The following is a 16,468-nucleotide window of genomic DNA, read 5'->3' on the forward strand; positions in this document are numbered from 1 at the left end:
CAAATATGCAAAGGATCATAAGCAATTAAAACTCTCAGAACATTTGATATTGGGTATCATCCCATGTAATTTTAGATGAACAATTCATTAGAGAAATATGCGCTATTTTCAATTATTAGTTCTGCTGATCCTCAGTGCTTTTTCATTTTATCAATGTGAATCAACTCCAAAGAGTGATAACCCCGCCACAGAAGTGGAAGAATCTTTGGAAGACGCGACATTGACTGAGGCTTTGAAGAAAATCAAGCTGCCAGATGGCTTTTCAATCAGTCTTTACTCAGATAATGTTCCAAATGCACGATCCATGACACTGAGCCCGAGTGGGGTATTATACGTGGGTACAAGACAAGATGACAAAGTATATGCGCTGGAAGATACTAATGGAGATCATGTCGCAGATACGAAATACATTATTGCAGAAAACATGAATACACCAAATGGTGTCGCCTTCAATGATGGGGACCTATATGTGGCTGAGATCAACAAAATCTGGAAGTTTGTAGATATAGAATCTAATCTAAACAAGATAAAAAAACCTGTGCTTATCTCAGATGAATTTCCAAGCGATAAGCACCACGGTTGGAAGTATATAGCTTTTGGCCCTGATGACAAACTCTATGTACCAGTAGGCGCACCTTGCAATATCTGTGAAAGTAAGAAAGAGATTTATGCTTCTATTACACGAATGAATAAGGACGGTTCAGCGTTTGAGATATTTGCTAATGGGGTGAGAAATACTGTGGGTTTCACCTGGCATCCGGAAACCAAAGAAATGTGGTTTACAGACAATGGGCGTGATTTGATGGGAGACGACATGCCACCCTGTGAATTGAATCATGCACCCAAAGCAGGCATGCACTTTGGGTATCCATATTGTCATGGGGGAGATATTGCTGATCCTACGCATGGAGGTGAATACAGTTGTACAGATTTTACAGCACCAGCGCAAAAATTGGGACCACATGTGGCACCACTTGGGTTGAAATTTTATACAGGCAATATGTTTCCTGAAGAATATAAAAATGATATTTTCATTGCAGAACATGGCTCTTGGAATAGAAGTAGTAAGATTGGCTATCGTATCATGCGTATAAAAATGGTGGATGGTAAAGCTTCTGGTTATGAACCGTTTGTTTATGGATGGCTAGACGAAGAGGCACAAGAGGCTTTTGGGCGCCCTGTAGATGTGCTCGTCATGCCAGACGGCGCCATGCTGGTCTCTGATGATCGAGCAGGTGTGATTTATCGAATTACTTACTCAGCCGATTGATGGAACATCACATTGATTTTAGTTTTTCGGCACCTTATTACACACTCAACGAATTGACTGATAAGACCACTGATATATGGATAGCTTGCCCAGGTTATGGCCAACTGGGTAAATATTTTATCAGACGATTCGATGTATTTGATTCAGAAAAATATTTTGTCATTGCGCTGCAAGGGCTGTCCAAATTTTATCTTCCAGATCAAAAAAATGTAGGCGCCAGTTGGATGACCAAAGAAGGGCGAGAAACGGATATGCAAAATCAGAAGTCTTATTTTGATGCGGTAATCAATGAGTTATTTGGAGGCAAATCCCTTAGTAATTTTAATGTGCATTTGATGGGATTTTCTCAAGGAGTGTCCATGATGAGCCGTATGGCGGCCTATTCAAAAATCAATTTTAAAACCTTAGTATTATGGGCAGGGGGATTTCCCCCTGAATTAGAACCTGGAGATTTCAATCATGTTAGCTCAAACGCGAATCTAAAGGTGGTCATTGGCTCCAATGATGAATTTTATGCTTTGGACAAAAACTACCAACCTGAAGTGGATAAAATGGAAGCTACCATTGGCTTGAAGCCTGAAATCATTGTGTTCGACGGCATTCATGAAGTCAAACGAGAGGTGCTGGCTTCCTGTTTGTCTTCAGCAATCAAGTCTTAAATTTTGAACATTGAATTTCAAGTCTTGAATTAAAATCACCGCCAACCACGTCATATCTCTATCCATCACAAAATCCTGTCTGCCTCCAAACGTTGTGATTAAATTGCGAGTTGAATATAAATAAAGAAAGGAAATATGTTGACAAGGGGAATACTTGGATTGAGTTTAGTGATTTTGGGATTTACAGCTCTTGCACAGCCGGATAGATGGCAGCAGCAAGTGGAGTATAAAATGAATATTGATATGGATGTAGAAACCAATCAATTTACGGGTTTTCAAAAACTCAAATATTATAATAACTCCCCTGATACACTAGACAAAGTGTTCTATCATCTTTATTTCAATGCTTTCCAGCCTGGAAGTATGATGGACGTGCGTAGTAGAACGCATACTGATGCTCGAAGGGGAGTAAATGATAGAATCTTCAAATTAGAAGCAGATGAAATTGGTTATCATAAAATTAAAAGCTTCAAGCAAAACGGGAAAAATGTGAATACATCAGTTGATGGTACCATTATGACGGCTCGGCTCTCTTCACCCATTTTGCCTGGAGAGACTGTAGTGTTTGACATGGAGTTTGAAAGTCAGGTGCCTATCCAAATCAGAAGGAATGGTAGGGACAATGCTGAGGGCATCAGGTATTCTATGGGACAGTGGTTTCCTAAAATTGCCGAGTACGATTATTCTGGTTGGCATCCGCACGATTATATCGCCAGAGAGTTTTATAGCCCCTGGGGAGACTATGATGTCACGATCAATATAGACAGCGATTATGTGGTAGGGGCTTCAGGAGTTTTACAGAGTACGGAAGTATCAAAGAATGATAAAAAGACCGCTCACAGGTACTTGGCTGAAAATGTTCATGATTTTGCCTGGGGTGCTGATCCAGACTATACGCATGATGTGGTAAATATTAGAGAGGGGCTAGATGTTCATATTTACTACCAGACAGATACTTTAAAAGAGCAATGGCAGCAATTGGGTGAATACATGAAAAAGGCTGTGCCTTTTATAGAATCAAAGTGCGGGAAATATCCATACCCAGTTTACAAAATTATACAGGGAGGAGATGGCGGCATGGAGTATCCTATGGCTACTCTGATGATCGGGCATAAGTCTTTGAAGTCGCTTGTAGGAACTGCTGTTCACGAAATTATTCATAGCTGGTATCAGTTGGTCTTGGGTACAAACGAAAGTTATCTCTATTGGATGGATGAAGGCTTTGATCAGTACTATGACGAAATGACCATGAGCTACTTGTTTGATGAAAATTATGAATCAAGAAAACCAATGTCTGGCTACTATAGATATTACAAAGGTGTAGTTGAATCTGGAAAGGAAGAGCCTCTTACCACTCATGCAGATCATTTTGAGAACCATCGTGCTTATGGTATGGCTGCTTATGGCAAAGGTGCATTAGCCTTGCAAAATTTGGAATACATCATGGGCAGAGCAGTATTCGATAGAGCCATGTTGCGCTATTATGATACCTGGAAATTCAAACATCCTAATGCAGTAGATTTTGAGGTGATTATGGAGAAGGAAAGCGGACTGGAATTGAGTTGGTTTTTTGACTACTGGGTGAAAACCACAAAGACCATTGATTATGCCATATCAAATGTGAATACTGTAAAAGCAGGTGTAGAGATATCAATGGAAAGAATGGGTCTTATGCCCATGCCTCTGGATGTGGTGCTTACTAAGAAGGATGGAACTATACAGCAATATTACATCCCTTTAGGGATGATGAGAGGTCATAGGGAACTATCCCAAAATGAAACATTGATGACACCATGGAAATGGGTCAACCCTTATTATTCGTTCGTAATTGACATTGAAGAAGACGAAATTAAGTCCATAGAGATTGATCCATCACGTCGTATGATAGATATAAATTATGATAATAATGAGTACCCAAATCGTAATAGTGAGTTAGAAATTAAGGGGAAGTCCGACAAACTGGAGAATAACTAGTAGATTTGGGAACGATCAAATAAGAATAATAAATTTGAAATTTAAAGAAGTTGGTATTCACCCTCCAGTATTAGATGGAGTGGACGCCATGGGTTTTGAAAATACTACTCCTATCCAGGAGAAAGCTATTCCCATCATTTTAGAAAACAAAGACCTCATAGCCTGCGCACAAACAGGTACAGGTAAAACAGCTGCTTTTTTACTTCCTACTATGCAGCAGATTCACGATCAATCAGATCATGGGAGTATAGATGCGCTGGTAGTGGTGCCTACCAGAGAATTAGCAGTTCAAATCGATCAGCAGATTCAAGGTTTGGGCTATTTCGTAGAAACTAGTTCTTTAGCAGTCTATGGTGGTGGTGACGGCATGAGCTGGGATGTACAAAAGAAGGCCTTACTCAAAGGAGCTAATATCATTATTGCTACTCCAGGTAGGATGATTGCACATCTCAATCAAGAGTATGTGGACTTGTCCAAGGTGAAGCACTTTATTTTGGATGAAGCCGATCGAATGCTCGATATGGGTTTTTACGATGATCTGAAAAAAATCATGAAGTTCATCCCTCAAGATTGTCAACGTTTGATGTTTTCAGCTACCATGCCACCAAAAATCAGGAAGTTGGCTAAAGAGATTCTGAATGAACCAGAAGAAATCAACATTGCAATTTCCAAACCCTCAGAAAACATTTTGCAGGGAGCATTTATGATTTATGATGGACAGAAACCCGAACTGATCAAGCACATTTTCTCTGCCAAGAAGATGGACAGTGTCATTGTTTTCTTATCCAGAAAAAGCGAGGTGGATAAGATTGCCAGAGAAATCAGCAAACTAGGCATTAATGCTGCACCTATCCATTCTGGCCTTGAGCAGTCCAAACGAGAATCAGTTCTTCAAGACTTTATCAATAAGAAAATCAATGTACTTGTGGCTACAGATGTCATGAGTAGAGGGATAGATATCAAAGGTATTGACATGGTCATTAATTACAATGTACCAGGTGACGCAGCTGACTATGTGCATAGAATTGGCCGTACAGGTAGGGCAGATGCCAATGGTGTAGCCTTCACATTCGTGAATGAAGAAGACATGTATAATTTTTCCAATATTGAGGAATTGATAGGTAAAGAAGTACAGAAAATCAAGATTCCAGAGCACATAGGAGAGGGGCCGGCATACAATCCTAAATTCCGAGCAGCCAAGCCCAGAAGAAATGGCAACAGTCAAGGCAAGGGACGTTTCAATAAAAGATAATGGTCATTTTCATTAATATACTAAAATAATTAGTAATTAATTTTGCTGGTAAGTTTTATAATACTAATTTTATTGTCATTAGCGCTAATTAATTGATCAATTAATAGGTTTAATTAATTTAATGATAAAATATTTAGTAATGAAAACGTATACTGTAGGAGGTGAATACAGATTGAAGCTGACGTCTAAGAAATTAAAGTCAGGAAAATGCCAGGTGAAATTTCATGCATCTGTTCAAAAAACAAAAAAGATGTATGGGTATGTACTGGCGGATTCAGGAGAGACCTTAAAACATGTAGTAGAAAAGATCATCAAAAAACTGGATCAACTAAAAAACCGCGAAAATTTTCATCATATCAACTTGTACTCGATTGGCAAACACGCCACGAGCGACACGGGTATGGTGCTATTTGATGCCTGATATTGGAATAAAGAAAGGTTCTGTTAAGTTTGTTATCAATTTAAAATTGAACATGGAAGTAGCTAAGGTAAACGACAACATTAAGTTCTTAAGAAAGAAGTTCGGATATACGCAAGAGACTTTTGCTGAAGCCATTGGGATCAAGAGGTCTCTGGTAGGGGCGTACGAGGAGGGTAGAGCAGACCCACGTCTGAATAATTTGCTGCGTATGTCTGAAGTGTTTAATGTCAGTGTTGATACTTTGATTAGCAAAGTAGTGAGTGAACTGTCTGACGACGAACTGCATGAGCAAGATGAAGGAGCTGCAAGAGTACTGGCGATCACAGTAGATAAGGATGATAACGAAAATATTGAACTCATTCCACAGAAGGCCTCTGCTGGATATATGAATGGCTATGCGGATCCTACCTATATAGAAAGCATGCCCAAATTTCAACTACCCATGTTGCCCAAAAGTGCGACTTATCGAGCGTTTGAGATTTCAGGAGATTCTATGCTGCCATTACAGCCTGGAACTGTCATCATAGGTGAGTACATTGAGAATATATCAAATATCAAAAATGGAAAAACCTATGTGCTTTTGAGTAAAGAGGAAGGGGTGGTTTATAAGAGGGTGTTCAACTATGTGGAGGAGAATGGTAAACTGTTTCTCGTTTCTGACAATAAATCTTACGCCCCTTATCAGGTGGATGCCAAGGACATCATAGAGGTATGGGAATCAAAGGCATTCATCAGCATAGATTTCCCAGACGCCAATGGTAAGAATGATTTATCTATGGAGGAACTATCTGGCATTGTCAAAAACTTGCAAAACGAAATCATCAAACTCAAGGACTCCAAATAAAATACCCCATAAAGAAGATTTGCTTCCTTATGGGGTGATTTTTTTTTCAAGGACTTGCTTTAGAAGCCTATTTCCAACTGTGCAGAGTAAATCATTGCATCAATTTTCACATCCCTGTCGCTATAAGCCACACTTCCTTGTAATTTGAGTGTGTGTCCTACGATATACTTGCCAAAACCAATTTCATATCTTCTTTCTACATCGTCAATTTCAGCACGTTCTGGTTGTACATCAGTAAATCTCAGATCTACAGACATATTGTTTTTGAACAGGTAGCCGGCCTGAACATTGAAAGCCTGCCCTGTATAGAAGTATATTTCACTTCCACTGGTCGTGAATCCTCCTAATGCCCCATCTGCCACTCTCTTGTGTGCGTATTCTGACATCACGCTAAATCCGTTGTATTTGAACATCATATCTACAAATATGGTGGCGAGGTCACTGTGAATAAAGTTACTGTCTTCATCAGTCGACTCATAGATGAATCTGCCAAGTTGTCCACGTTGCCTAGAGGTTCCAAAATTGTGATCATAGGTAGCACCAATCGAGAGTTTTGGAGATTGCTCTCTGGCTAAGTCCTCTCCGAAATAATCCCCCTTATTTGTAAATTTCCCAAAAGGCAAAATCTCACCTCTGAAAGTATAATCATATCCAGCCTCAAGCGACTCTGTAATGTTTCTTCCTTCTCCCTTGGTAAGAGCAATAATCTGTCTAAAAACTACATTGCCCACTTTGTGCTCATGGTGTAGCCATAGCCCCTTGTCACGATCAATATTGAATCTGCTGTTCAATCTACTCCGATCCACCATTTGCAAGGCTCCTGAGGATATGACACGCTCTCTGTTGCCTGGGAGTTTGGTTTGCCCAACCCAAAGTTGCCATCCAGGATGAAACTTCCATTTCAATACTGCATCTAACACAATACTGGCTGCACCATTGTGTTCAGCAAAGAAGTCACCTTGATCACGGTTGGACAGAGCCAACTCTATTTTGTAATTGATGTTTGGATGATACAGATGACCTTTGAATTTGAGTCTAAACCTACGAATAGTAAATGCATCTGCAAACTCATCTGTTTCTAAATCTTGCGCTCCTATGTACTGCGTTTGAAACCTATTGTTCCACTGCATACTAAACGAGGAGTCCTTGGCCATAAAACGAATACCTTTCCCCATTTTACTGCCGTCGAAGGATTGAGCTTGAGCCATGACGGCACAGGTAGCCAAAGCTAAAGTGATGTAAATAAATCTCATATTTTCTGAATATAAGCCGCGAAGATATGTTGCTTGCTATGGCAACAGGTTAAAGTGAAATTACTTTAATGTTAAGTAATTGTTAACTAAAGAAAAAATATGCGCTTGAGCTTTGGTTACAGTTTGTTTAAGAAGATCAAAGCCAAGGGCAAAATGAAGAATACGAAAAGGATATAGAAGAAACCAATGACCTTGTACTGCATAGTCATCATGCCAAATTTTCGAGCATATTGAACTGGAAGTCGTTTGAGATAGGGGATAAATAAAAAGATGAGAGTCCCAATCAAATTGAATAGAAAGTGAACCAGTGCTATACTTACCGCAGCTTCTGATTTATTAAATGCTGCGATTAGAGCTGTAATGGTAGTGCCAATATTGGCTCCTACGATGTAGGGGAAAATTTTACCAAGGTGTATTTTGCCTGTTGCGCCCAGTGGAACAATGATCGAAGTGGTAATGGAGCTAGATTGAATGCCAGCAGTTAGCATGGTTCCCAGACCGAAAGAATTTAGAGTGTTCTTAAAAAACACTTCTTGAAATTTTTCGTCTGAGGCTCCGATCATTCGCTTTGAAATTATTTTTGAAATGATCTTAATTGACGCAAATAGTGCAATGCAAGACAATAGAACCAATACGACTTTATTATTTATGGAATCAGTAAGAAACCCATTCATAATATCAAATAATCCGTCACTAGAGTCTTGACCAGTTTTTGTTGGGAGGGAGGATAGATTGAAAATAGAAGCTACGGAAATCGATAGTTTAGATAGTAGGTGATAGTAATATTCCAGTGGGAATAGTATTATCACAGTCATAATATTGAAAAAATCGTGCATTACACCTGTGGCAATGGCATTTTTAAATTCCTTATTGTCTGTAATATAGCTTAGTGATACGATAGTGCTTGTCAGTGTAGTGCCTATGTTGGCTCCCATAATCATGGGAACTGCATTTTCCAAAGTCATGCCACCTGAAGCTACAACTGCCACGATCAGTGAGGTGCTAGTCGAGCTGCTCTGAATCACAGCGGTAATAAACAAGCCAATGAAGAGGCTTATGAATGGATTGGAGGTGATTGAAAGTACTTTAATTACGGTCTCATTGCCGATAACATGAAATGTACTGGTCATCAAATCTAATGACCATAAAAAAACAAAAAGAGCAATAGAAATGCTCAGAATGAATTGGGTTACATTAAGTTGTTTTTGTTTTGTATTACCTTCCATAATTCCGGCTGCAAAATTAGAGTAGTTTGCCTTTTTATATATTACTAAATTGTTAACATATCGAAGGTATATTGATGACTTTTGGGTTTATCCTTAACATTTATTTAAAATTGAACTTCTTTAATATTTATAGCTTTGCAAGCATTTTAAAATCAATTCAGAAAAATAAAATAACGATCTCGTGGAATACGGAATTTTAGACATTTTAAAACTAATAGGAGCGCTCGGTTTCTTCATTTATGGAATGAAAGTAATGAGTGAGTCTATTCAGAAGGTAGCGGGGGATTCTTTGAGATCTGTCATGAGTATCATTACTTCAAATAGAGTAAGTGGTGTTTTTACAGGCTTTTTGACTACCGCCATTATACAGTCTTCTTCAGCTACTACTGTAATGGTTGTGAGCTTTGTAAACGCTGGTCTGCTTAAACTCAGGCAGGCAATTGGCGTGATTATGGGTGCCAATATTGGTACGACTATTACTGGCGTATTGATCTTGGTATTTGGGTTCTCAAAATTTAGTATTTCGCACTACACACTACCCATCATTGCCATAGGTTTTCCTTTGATGTTCGCTAAGAAAGTTGAACTGAAATATTGGGGAGAGTTTCTAATTGGTTTCGCACTTCTATTTATGGGATTGAGCGAATTGAAAGGCGCTGTACCAGATTTGAAGCACAACCCAGAAATCTTGGAATGGATAGCTGATATTAACAATCTTGGCTTCTTATCAGTAATTATATCAGTATTAATAGGTACGATTCTAACGGTTGTCGTTCAATCATCGAGTGCAGCTATGACCATAACCTTAATTATGTGTCATAATGGATGGATTCCCTTTGATATGGCTGCAGGTATTGTGCTTGGTGAAAATATTGGAACAACCATAACTGCAAACTTGGCGGCATTGGTAGGAAATGTACATGCTAAACGTGCAGCCCTTTCTCATTTCATGTTCAATGTATTTGGGGTCGTTTGGATGCTGTTGATTTTCTATTTTTATATTGGAGCGATAGATTCTGTAATGGTCTACATGGGTTGGGGGTCTCCACTCAATGAAACAGAATCTATTAATTGGGGCCTGATTACTTTTCATACAAGTTTTAACATCATCAATACCTTAATTATGATTTGGTTTGTTCCTCAAATAGAGCAAATAGTGACCAAAATGATTTCATCCAAGGTCGATGAAGATGAAGAGTTCCATTTGGAATTCATTGGTACACAATTGATGAGAACGGCGGAATTGTCTCTGATGGAAGCTAGGAAGGAAGTGGCTAAATTCAGTAAGCACGTAGTGAAAATGAGCAAATTCGTCCAAGAACTAATCGAATCAGATGATAGTAAAAGAATTGAGCAATTGACTGAAAAGATCTCCAAGTATGAGGATCGAACAGATGAATTAGAGATGGAAATTGACGATTACTTGGTGAAAGTTTCAGAAGGAAGGTTAAGTACTGCTACTTCTGAGGAGATTCGAGCAATTATGAGTATTACAAGTGACCTTGAAAGAACTGCAGATATATTCATGCGGATGTCTCGCGAAATCAATAGAAAAAACAGGCATAATTTAACGTTTACCGAGGGTCAAGTGCTTAATATCAAAAAAATATTTGGACTAGTGGATGAATCACTAGTAGTGATGCATGCCAATTTGAAATCTGAATATTCTGAGGTGGAACTAGAGGGCGCGATGTCAAAGGAAACAGCTATTAATAAGCTTAAGAAAGAGTTGAGTAAGAAACATTGGAAAAGTGTGGAAGAGAATCACTATGACGTGCAAACAGGAATCGTTTATCGAGATATCATTTTCGGTTGTGAACGAATTGGTGATCATATCATCAACGTGACAGAAAGTATTGTTGGAATTGAGGAGCACGTGTCGATATCTTAATTGTCTCAGACGTAATTAATAAGGCCCGATCACATCACTGATGTGATCGGGCCTTATTGCTTTTACAGATTTTTAGACCTTAATTCAAAGATTATGCAATTACCTTATACTGAATCTCATCCATGGCTTCCAACTTATCCAGCAATCCATTGTCAGGCTCAATCTTAACTTTTCTGGAGAGTAAATTTACCTGCATGTTTTCTTCTTCATCCACGATGTCTAGTTTGAGTAAACTGCTGCCAGCATACTCTGATGTTAATTTTTTGATTTCATTGATCAACCCGTCATTGACATCTTGAAGCTTAATTCTCAAATTAAGGCCTTTTGTTTTCTCACCTCGGATTTCCGTTAGAAGATCCATGGACTTCACTTTGAGTTCCAATTCTTCCCCCTTCCAGCGGTTTTGTACTGCACATTGAAAATAGAGAAACCAGCCTGTTTCGAAGTACTCTTTGAACTTCACATAGTCATCAGAAAATAAAAAGAAGGTAAATGAATCAGTGAAATCCTCTAAAGTGATTGTGCCAAAAGGTTTACCTGTTTTGGTGACCCTATGGCCAACTGCCGATACCTGGCCAGCAATTTTTATACTTCCTTTTTTCTGAAGCTCAGACAGGTCAGCATTCAATTCTTTGATTGAGGTATTGGTGAATTGGTCTATTTCGAATTTAAACTGATCCAAAGGATGCCCAGAGATGTAAAGCCCCACTACTTCTTTTTCTATTCTTAGCTTTTCTAATTCGCTGAAGGGTTCTACGTCAGAGACTGTTGGTGTGGGTACAGATACACCTGATTCACCTCCAAACAAGGAAGCTTGAGCACTGGCTTCTTCCTGCTCCATTTTATTGGCGTATTTGATGGCCTTTTCGATCAGGCTAGGTTCGCCGTCATCCGTGATCAAATATTGTCTTCTATGGTAGACCTCGAAGCAATCAAAACCTCCAGATTGAGCTAATGCTTCTAGTGTTTTTTTATTGACTGACCTTAAGTTGATTCGAGTTACAAAGTCGAAGAAGTCTTTGAACTTTCCATTTTCTTCGCGCTCCTCTATGATGGAAATGGCAGCAGCTTCACCTGCTCCTTTGATGGCACCCATTCCGAATCGTATCTTGCCTTCGTCATTCACCTGAAAAAATACGCCAGACTCATTCACATCAGGGCCAAGCACTGGGATTTTCCTTACACGACACTCCTCCATAAAGAAGCTTACTTTTTCAATGTTGTTTTGATTGTGCGTAAGCACAGCCGCCATGTATTCGGCAGGGTAGTGGGCTTTGAGGTAAGCCGTGTGATAGGCTACTACAGAGTAACAGGTAGAGTGAGATTTGTTGAAAGCATAAGCAGCAAATGCTTCCCAGTCCTTCCAGACTTTTTGCACCATCTTTTCATCATGACCTCGCTCTAGACAGCCTTCTACAAACTTAGGTTTGAGCTGATCTAGAATGGCCTGTATTTTCTTACCCATGGCCTTACGAAGCATATCAGCTTCACCTTTGGTAAAGCCTGCCAACTTCTGGGAAAGTCTCATCACTTGCTCCTGATAGACGGTAATACCATACGTTTCCGCTAAGTATTCTTCCATTCCCTTGAGATCATAGACGATCTCCTCAGTACCCATTTTTCGGGCAATAAAGTTAGGGATGTACTCCATTGGCCCGGGACGATAGAGGGCGTTCATGGCAATCAGGTCTTCAAATCTATCTGGTTTCAGCGAACGCAAATGCTTCTGCATACCTGGAGACTCGAACTGGAAAGTGCCATTGGTTTCCCCACGCTGATAGAGTTCATAGGTTTTTTTATCGTCAAGCGGAATATCGTCAGGATTAATCTCAATACCATGACGTTTCTTCACATTGGCGCAAGCCGTCTTGATTATGGACAGGGTTTTTAGACCCAAGAAGTCCATTTTCAACATACCTGCACTTTCCACCACGCTGTTGTCGAATTGTGTGACTAAAAGATCTGAATCTTTTGCCACGCCCACAGGCACATGCATGGTGATGTCACTGGGTGTTATGATCACGCCACAGGCATGAATACCTGTATTTCTGACCGAGCCTTCCAGGACTCTGGCTTGTTGGATCACTTCTGATTTCAATCCATGACCGCTTTCCATGGACTGAAGTTCTTTTACTTCTTTGAACGCTTTTTCCAAACTGATTCCTGGTCTTTCTGGAATCAGTTTAGCAATGGAATCGGTTTCGGGGAGTGGCAGTTCCATGACTCGACCAGAATCACGAATAGAAGATTTGGCTGCCATGGTACCATAAGTAATAATTTGGGCCACTTGGGTTTGGCCGTATTTCTCAATCACATATTGGATGACTTTGTCACGACCTTCGTCGTCAAAATCGATATCAATATCAGGAAGTGATACACGATCAGGATTCAAGAAACGTTCAAAAAGTAGATCGTAGGCGATAGGGTCAACATTCGTGATACCAATACAATAAGCAACGGCTGAGCCTGCTGCTGATCCACGGCCAGGGCCTACGGACACACCCATTTCTCTTGACTTAGTTGTAAAATCTTGAACAATTAAGAAATAACCAGGATAACCTGAATTTTCAATGGTCTTTAATTCAAAATCGAGTCTTTCAGTAATTTCTTCAGTAATCTCACCATAGCGCTTTTTGGCGCCTTCGTAGGTTAGATGGCGTAAGAAGTTGTTTTCACCACGTTTGCCAGCATCTTCTTTGTCTTTTGGGTCTTTAAATTCTTCTGGTATGTCGAAAGCAGGCAGTAGTACATCTCTGGAAAGTCTATATTCCTCGACAGAGTCTATTAATACTTTTATATTCTCAATGGCTTCTGGAATATCGGCAAAGAGGGCTTTCATTTCCTCTTGCGTTTTGAAGTAGTATTGATCATTGGGTAGCGCATCGCGATAGGCTCGTCCGCGTCCAACCTCGTCATTGATGCTCTTGCCATCTTTGATGCAAAGTAATACATCATGGGCCTTGGATTCATCCCTGTCCAGATAATGCACATGGTTGGAGGCAATCATCTTAATGGCATGTTTTTTTGAAAAGCCCTGTAGTATTTCATTCAGGTGATTTTCTTCATCTAGACCATGACGGTTGAGCTCTATGTACAAATCATCACCAAACTGCTCTTTCCACCATAGTAGCGCGTTCTCTGCTTGTTCTTCGCCTTGATTGAGTGCTAGTGAAGGTATTTCACACATCAGTCCACCAGTCAGACAGATCAGGTCATCTTTATACTGAGTGATAAGTTCCTTGTCAATTCTGGGGTAGAATCCGTAAAGCCCCTCCATGTGGCCAAGTGAAGAAAGTTTGGCCAGATTGTGATAGCCTTTTTTGTTTTTGGCCATTAAAACTATTCGGGTCATTCGATCCGGATTGTCCTTGGTGAACTTGAGTGTTTTCCTTTCTTCAGAAAGGAAGAATTCCTGACCTAAAATAGGTTTGATGCCTTCTTTGATGGCGCCTTCAACAAAATGATAACCACCATACATATTACCCAAGTCTGTAAGGCCAACTGCCGGCATACCTAGCTCTTTCGCCTTAGCGATCAGTGGTTTGATTTTAGGGGTAGCTTGTAAAACAGAAAATTGAGAATGGACGTGTAAGTGGCAGAATGGCGCATCAATAGCTTTTGCTGCTTCTGTATCAATGTTTATCCCTTGGTCTTTATCCTTTACGGCAAAATTGGCTGCTGCCAAATCTGGGGCTTCATATTTTATATGCTCCTTAGCCGTATCATCTAAAGGAGAAATAACTCCTTCTGTGAGCAAGCCAAAGAAACATTTGGCTGTAGCATCTACGTCGTAGGCAGCATCGTGCGCATCATCGAAGCCAATCCCAAACAATTTGGTATGGAGTTCGGTCAGTGTGGGCCATTTGAATTTACCACCGCGACCTGGAATAGCTACAAATTCCGTAGACTCGTCCTTGGTGTCAATGGAGTCGACAGTTGCCAAGTCATTGTTTCGCTCTTTTCTAAGGTATTCTGCACCTACGATATTGAGATCGAACTCTACATTGTGGCCAATAACTGCTTTGATACTGGTGAGATCCTCAGAGAATATGCTCAGTACTTCATTTAGATCATGCCCTTCCTCTTCTGCTCTTTTGGTTGATATGCCGTGAATTTTCTGAGCGTTGAAGGGGATGGTATAACCTTCTGGCTTTACGATATAGTTTTTGTCACTTATGAGCGAGCCATCGTTCGCATGTACTTGCCAAGCCAATTGTACCAGTCTGGGCCAGTTGTCCAAGTCTTCCAATGGCGCATTGTAATTCTTAGGTAAGCCAGTGGTTTCGGTATCAAATATTAGGTACATATGTGTTAATCTATTCGCTTTGTCATTTCGAGCGGTAGCGAGAAATCTTAATAGAGCGACTGCCGATAAGGTAGATTTCTCCCTTTGGTCGAAATGACAGACAATTAAAAAAAGGATTCAGGAATCGGACTTTAAAACTAGAAATTTTGCATGGATAAACGATGCTGAAAGGAGGGAAGTTTTCCACATATTCATAGATATGAGATCCATTTCAAAAGGCTGTTACATCTAGCTGTGTCGTAACGTCTGACTTCAACTAGCAGCAAGACGTCGATTGGCTGGGTGGCGTTTCGCTCGGCCTGACAGCTAACTTGATTTACCCAGCAATGATATAATTCAAACCCTCTTTGTACCCTTTTTGATCAAGAAATGCCCGTACCTCATCTCTACGATCTCTATTTGTAATATAGCTGATAATAAAAGGCTGTGATTTAAGCTCAATGTCTTTAAAATGTACACAGGGATAGTTACCTAATTGTTTGCCCTTTTTGATGTCTATATAACCTCTGATTTCAACTCCATGATTCAACAAAAGTTGGCTTCGTTTATACCCAAGTTTACCTGCTCCCCAAATCCAGACTTTATTTTGGCTGAGGCTTAATAAGTGTCTTGCTAAATAATTGGTTTTGATTGCAAAGAAGGCTTCATTGGCGTAGCGCCTATCTGTTCTGGTGAGTCTTGAAGAGCTGTCGTACCAATCGAGGAGACGAACGGGAAGCTTTTCAATTTTATGACCCTTTTCTATCGCTCGTAGAAACCATTCGTAGTCTTCTGGGAAATCACCTTCATCTAAATAGCCTGCACTGTCGAATGTTGATTGGCGAAACATGAGGGTGGGATTGACCAATGGAAATTCAACAAAACGATTTTGATAAATATCGCCCCAAGAATTGAGCTCATTGTTCCAGTCAACAAAGTGAGAAAAGTCGTGCAGTTCTTGGTGCTCAGTTTGATAGTTGACTTGAGTGGCAGAAATGGAAATTTCTGGATTGGATTCGAGATGATGGAGTTGTCTTTCCAGTCTTTCTGGATGAGCCACGTCGTCAGCATCCATACGGGCGATGTATTTTCCGCTAGCAGCTTTTATCCCTGTGTTGGCAGCAAAAACTACACCTTGTTGATTTTCTGATAGAAGTTGGATTCGTGAATCTTGAGTAGCGAAATGAGAGGCTATTTCAAGACTATTATCAGTTGAATTATTATTGATAAGGATCAATTCGAAATCAATGAGCGTTTGTTGTAGTACACTTTGAATGGATCTAGCTAACGTTTGTTTTGCATTGAAGTAGGGAAGGATGATGGAGATAAAAGAGCGGCTCAAAATGTTTTCTAATCTAAGATGGATTGTTGTTGATGAATGAAATCGACAATA

At 39.9% G+C, this 16,468-nt stretch carries 11 protein-coding genes; 7 read left to right on the top strand and 4 right to left on the bottom strand.

Going from position 1 to position 16,468, the window contains the following annotated elements:
- Positions 1 to 97 precede the first annotated feature (97 nt).
- From B9A58_RS18915 to B9A58_RS18940, 6 genes are all read left to right on the top strand, one after another.
- On the top strand, positions 98 to 1,270 hold the full coding sequence (locus tag B9A58_RS18915) for a PQQ-dependent sugar dehydrogenase (protein ID WP_084374454.1): 1,173 nt from the start codon (positions 98 to 100) through the stop codon (positions 1,268 to 1,270).
- Positions 1,270 to 1,929, top strand: a complete 660-nt coding sequence (locus tag B9A58_RS18920; protein WP_084374455.1) for an alpha/beta hydrolase — start codon at positions 1,270 to 1,272, stop codon at positions 1,927 to 1,929. The genes B9A58_RS18915 and B9A58_RS18920 overlap by 1 nt, the downstream gene beginning before the upstream one ends.
- Before the next feature lie 135 nt (positions 1,930 to 2,064).
- Positions 2,065 to 3,903 (top strand): M1 family metallopeptidase, encoded by a 1,839-nt coding sequence (locus tag B9A58_RS18925; protein WP_084374456.1) that lies wholly within the window; start codon positions 2,065 to 2,067, stop codon positions 3,901 to 3,903.
- Positions 3,904 to 3,937: 34 nt separating this feature from the next.
- Positions 3,938 to 5,155 (top strand): DEAD/DEAH box helicase, encoded by a 1,218-nt coding sequence (locus tag B9A58_RS18930; protein ID WP_084374457.1) that lies wholly within the window; start codon positions 3,938 to 3,940, stop codon positions 5,153 to 5,155.
- A 139-nt stretch (positions 5,156 to 5,294) separates the two neighbouring features.
- Positions 5,295 to 5,576, top strand: coding sequence for a hypothetical protein (locus B9A58_RS18935; RefSeq protein ID WP_139793983.1), 282 nt, complete (start codon positions 5,295 to 5,297; stop codon positions 5,574 to 5,576).
- 52 nt (positions 5,577 to 5,628) lie between these two features.
- The gene (locus B9A58_RS18940; protein ID WP_084374805.1) at positions 5,629 to 6,420 is read left to right on the top strand and encodes an XRE family transcriptional regulator; all 792 of its coding nucleotides are present in this window, start codon (positions 5,629 to 5,631) and stop codon (positions 6,418 to 6,420) included.
- A 59-nt stretch (positions 6,421 to 6,479) separates the two neighbouring features.
- On the opposite strand, the gene B9A58_RS18945 is transcribed toward B9A58_RS18940, so the two are convergent.
- Both B9A58_RS18945 and B9A58_RS18950 read right to left on the bottom strand, forming a co-directional pair.
- Positions 6,480 to 7,673, bottom strand: a complete 1,194-nt coding sequence (locus B9A58_RS18945) for a porin (RefSeq protein ID WP_084374459.1) — start codon at positions 7,671 to 7,673, stop codon at positions 6,480 to 6,482.
- Between the two features lie 116 nt (positions 7,674 to 7,789).
- Positions 7,790 to 8,899: a Na/Pi symporter gene (locus B9A58_RS18950; protein ID WP_084374460.1), complete on the bottom strand. Its 1,110-nt coding sequence runs from the start codon at positions 8,897 to 8,899 to the stop codon at positions 7,790 to 7,792.
- 181 nt (positions 8,900 to 9,080) lie between these two features.
- Between B9A58_RS18950 and B9A58_RS18955 the strand changes: the two genes are divergently transcribed.
- Positions 9,081 to 10,790: a Na/Pi cotransporter family protein gene (locus B9A58_RS18955; protein WP_084374461.1), complete on the top strand. Its 1,710-nt coding sequence runs from the start codon at positions 9,081 to 9,083 to the stop codon at positions 10,788 to 10,790.
- A 91-nt stretch (positions 10,791 to 10,881) separates the two neighbouring features.
- Here the strand turns inward: B9A58_RS18955 and dnaE are convergent, their stop codons facing one another.
- Entirely contained in the window at positions 10,882 to 15,096 is a 4,215-nt protein-coding gene (gene dnaE / locus B9A58_RS18960; protein ID WP_084374462.1) for a DNA polymerase III subunit alpha, read from the bottom strand.
- A gap of 316 nt (positions 15,097 to 15,412) precedes the next feature.
- The gene (locus B9A58_RS18965) at positions 15,413 to 16,417 is read right to left on the bottom strand and encodes a glycosyltransferase family 2 protein (protein WP_176214847.1); all 1,005 of its coding nucleotides are present in this window, start codon (positions 16,415 to 16,417) and stop codon (positions 15,413 to 15,415) included.
- Positions 16,418 to 16,468: the final 51 nt, after the last annotated feature.

The organism is Reichenbachiella faecimaris (genome assembly GCF_900176375.1).
GTDB lineage: Bacteria > Bacteroidota > Bacteroidia > Cytophagales > Cyclobacteriaceae > Reichenbachiella > Reichenbachiella faecimaris.